Source organism: Nocardia africana NBRC 100379 (genome assembly GCF_001612635.1).
Lineage (GTDB): Bacteria > Actinomycetota > Actinomycetes > Mycobacteriales > Mycobacteriaceae > Nocardia > Nocardia africana.
In genome coordinates this window covers 1-3,173 of the sequence record NZ_BDAV01000056.1, presented here as the reverse complement: position 1 = coordinate 3,173, position 3,173 = coordinate 1, and the positions used below count along the sequence as shown (strand labels likewise).

The window sequence follows — 3,173 nt, the reverse complement described above, 5'->3', positions numbered from 1 at the left end:
GTTGGTGGAGTGGGTGTATAGGTTCTCGGACTTTTCGCTTCGATGCTGATAGTTCAGCTGGTTCGTGTTGTCAGAGTTGGTTGTTGTATCGCATGGCGGTGTATTGGCTCCAGGTTCGGGCGGATAGTGCTGCCCATCGTGTGGCGGTGATGGGCGCGATTCCGAGGAGTTCGGCGAGCACGGGGGTGGGCATGTCGGCTGCGAGGTGGAACAGCGCGGCGTGTCTGGCGTGGTGTGGGCGGATGCCGTGGGCGACGAGCTCGGCGCGGATGTTCTCGGTGACCAGTGCTTTTCCGGGGAGGCGGCCGGGGAAGAGCCAGATTCCGTGGTTGGCGTAGGAAGCGGGCCCGGTGTCGGTGAGGTGGTCGCGCAGGAGTTGATCGAGCGGTTCGGGCATCTCGATGGCGACGGTGTCGAAGGTGGTGGTGACGGTGCCGTCGGCCTGGAGGGCGATCTGGTCGTGGCGCATGCGGCAGATGCGTGAGAGGGGTTGGGCGAACAGCAGCATGAACAATCCGGCGATGCGGGTGTAGCGGCGGATCGAGTCGTTATGGAGCAGGGTTTCGACGTAGGCCCAGCGTTGGTCATCGGAAAGCCGGACCTGCAGATCTGGTCGGTGCGGTGGTGGAATGCGCAGGTTGTCGGTGAGGTGGGTGTTGTTGGTCCATTCGATGAATCGGGCCAGGGTGCTTCCGCGACCGGGGTATTCGGCGAGGTAGGCGTCGAGAAGGTCTTGGGTCATGTCGGCCAAGTCGATCTCGTATTCGTCGAGCCAGATCAGCAACCGGATCGCTGTGATGATGGTGGCGCGGGCGTGCTGGACAGAGCCGCGGGTCACCTTGTCCTGGGCTTCGAGATGACGGAGTCGGCGCAACAGATGCCATTGGGCGAATCGGTGGATGAGGTCGGCGTGGTGTTTGGGGAGAAGCTGAAGAATCTCGTTGAGCCAGTGGGTGGTTCGTGCGATCAGTGGCTGGTAGGGCTCGAGGACGCCGGTAGCGGTGAGCAGGTCGCGGATGTAGTTGACGGCCCGGGTGCTGGGCAGGTTGTCGAATGTTGCGTGGGAGATGGGGAGTTCCCCGATTGCCATGGCGCGCAGGATTTCCGGGCTGCTGGAGGGCTTGTTGAACCATTGCAGTGTGGAACGTGGATCCTTGGCGGTCATCCATGCGTCGAAGACGGGCTGCAGTTGCGGATGGATGTGGCCGGAAAGGTCGGCCAGCAGTTCGGCGGCTCTGTCGTGGAGGGTGCAGGCTGCGCAGAGGCGGCCGTAGTGCTTGTCTTCACTGCCGCAGCGGGGACAGGCGTAGATGGGGTCGTTGCCGGTGCAGCTCGCGCATGCCGGTCGATTCTGGTTGTCGTGGAATGCCAGCACTTTCGGCTGCGCGCAGTGCGGGCAGCGGCGGGGAGCGCGGCGGAACCGCAGTTCGCAGGCTGGGCAGACGGGCTGGTCCAGGATGGTTCGTTTGCAGCGTTCGACCTGGCCGCAGTGTCCGCATTCGGTCGTCGGTAGTGGTGTGCGCTTCATCGTTGGTTGGGATCGTGTGGCCGGCGGACCACGGCTCGGATAGGGCGGAGGTCGCCGATTCCGAGGCCTTCCAGACCGTGTCCGTCGGTGCCGGTGCGGGTCTGCTCGGCGTGGACGAGGACGGGTTCGAGCAGGTCGTTGGGTTGGCAGGCCAGGATGTCGCAGAGCGCGGCGAGTAGGTCGGTGTTGATGCGCTGTGGTGGCGTGGTGACCAGTTTGTGGACGTATTGGCGGCTCAGGTTCACTCCGCGCTCGGCCAGTAGCGGGACGAGTTCGCTGGTCTGGAAGATACCGCGGGTCGCCATCACCTGGCGCAGATGCCAATTCATCACCATGCGTCGACTGCTCACCGGAGCTCCTCAGGTGTGGTTGGGGCGGGTGCGGGGGCGTAGACGCGTTGCAGCGCTGTTCGCAGGGTTTGCTTTTTGAAGTCGTTGGAGACCGAGGCGTAGATCGCGGTGGTGGATGCGAAGTGATGGCCGACCTGTTCTTGGACGAACCGTTCCGGGTAACCGAACTCGATCAGGTGGGTGACGTAGGAGTGGCGCAGGCAGTGCAGTGTCAGTTCCGGCGCCAGTCCGGCCTCGGCGCGGATGCGGGAGAACCGCTTCTCCAGGAACGAGCCGTCGACGCGGGTGAGGCGTTCGGTGATCCAGAGTGCCGGGTGATCGGTGGCGTTGAGGATCGGGCGGGCCTGTTCGACCCATTGCCGCATGCCGGTGACGACCCAATCGAATTCGGGAACGGTCAATACGGTTCGCCGGCGTGGTGTGCTGCCGCGGGTGGCCTTGCCGTAGCGCACGTGCACGGATCCGTAGGTGCCCCATTGCGGCATATGCGGATTCGGGTGCAGGTCTACCAGCTCCAATCGGCAGAGCTCGGTGCGGCGTAGGCCGTATGCGTAGCAGGTTTTGATCATCTGGGCATCTCGCAGGGCGGCCAAGGCGCCCTTGCGGCCGGAGGTGGCGATTCGTTCGACGCGTTCGTCGAGAGTGTCGAACAGCCACTGCAGCTCGTCGTAGGACAACGGTCGCCGGCCGGGTCGTCCTTCGTAGTCGACGAGGTGGGCGACGGTGTTCCACTCGTGACAGATCTGCTCGGGCACCTGTCCGAACCGGTCGCGGCATTGCCGCATCCACTCATAGCGCGGGTCGGTCAGGTAGTCGCAGAACATGCGCAGGACCAGGTGATAGCCGCGGATCGTGGACGGCGCTAGGCGCCCGCCGGAGTCGCTGGTCAGCGACACGGTGAAGTCCTCGACGTCGGCAGCCGTCCACGACCACGGGTAAGAGTCGCTGAATTCGGCGAACCGGCGCAGCAGCGATATGCGCGGCTCGATCGTCGATATCGACAACATCCGCGACTTCTGTTGGTTCGCCCAGCCCTTCAACATCGCGTCGAACACCGCCGCCGGCTCGTCGAGATGGCGCACGCCCTCAACGAGAACCAGCCCCGCGGAACCAGGGATCTCGGCCAACTCCGCTCCAGATTCGTCAACGGAAAAGCGACTTTGTCGCCTCACCGTAGCCGCGGGTTCGGAGCGTGCATCGACACAGAGGTCGGCCGGGCGCGCCACAGTCAGCCAGCGCGAAAAGTCCACCAGCGCAGTTGGATAACTGTCGCGTTACCGTCCATAGTCCGACTT

The 3,173-nt window shown here is 64.1% G+C and carries 3 protein-coding genes; all 3 read right to left on the bottom strand.

From position 1 onward, the window contains the following. Positions 1–70: 70 nt before the first annotated feature. The 3 genes from NA3_RS35065 to NA3_RS35055 are packed head-to-tail and all read right to left on the bottom strand — an operon-like array spanning position 71 to position 3,005. On the bottom strand, positions 71–1,528 hold the full coding sequence (locus NA3_RS35065) for a site-specific integrase (protein ID WP_082856820.1): 1,458 nt from the start codon (positions 1,526–1,528) through the stop codon (positions 71–73). Further along, positions 1,525–1,878: a helix-turn-helix domain-containing protein gene (locus NA3_RS35060; protein ID WP_308189474.1), complete on the bottom strand. Its 354-nt coding sequence runs from the start codon at positions 1,876–1,878 to the stop codon at positions 1,525–1,527. Before NA3_RS35060 ends, NA3_RS35065 begins: the two co-directional genes overlap by 4 nt. Next, positions 1,875–3,005 carry a tyrosine-type recombinase/integrase gene (locus NA3_RS35055; RefSeq protein WP_227994937.1) on the bottom strand — a complete coding sequence of 377 codons (1,131 nt, stop codon included), beginning with the start codon at positions 3,003–3,005 and terminating at the stop codon, positions 1,875–1,877. Before NA3_RS35055 ends, NA3_RS35060 begins: the two co-directional genes overlap by 4 nt. Positions 3,006–3,173: the final 168 nt, after the last annotated feature.

What these genes read in the sequence shown, in the direction of transcription:
- NA3_RS35065 (WP_082856820.1), bottom strand. Translation starts at nt 1,528, where the DNA reads ATGAAGCGCACACCACTACCGACGACCGAATGCGGACACTGCGGCCAG.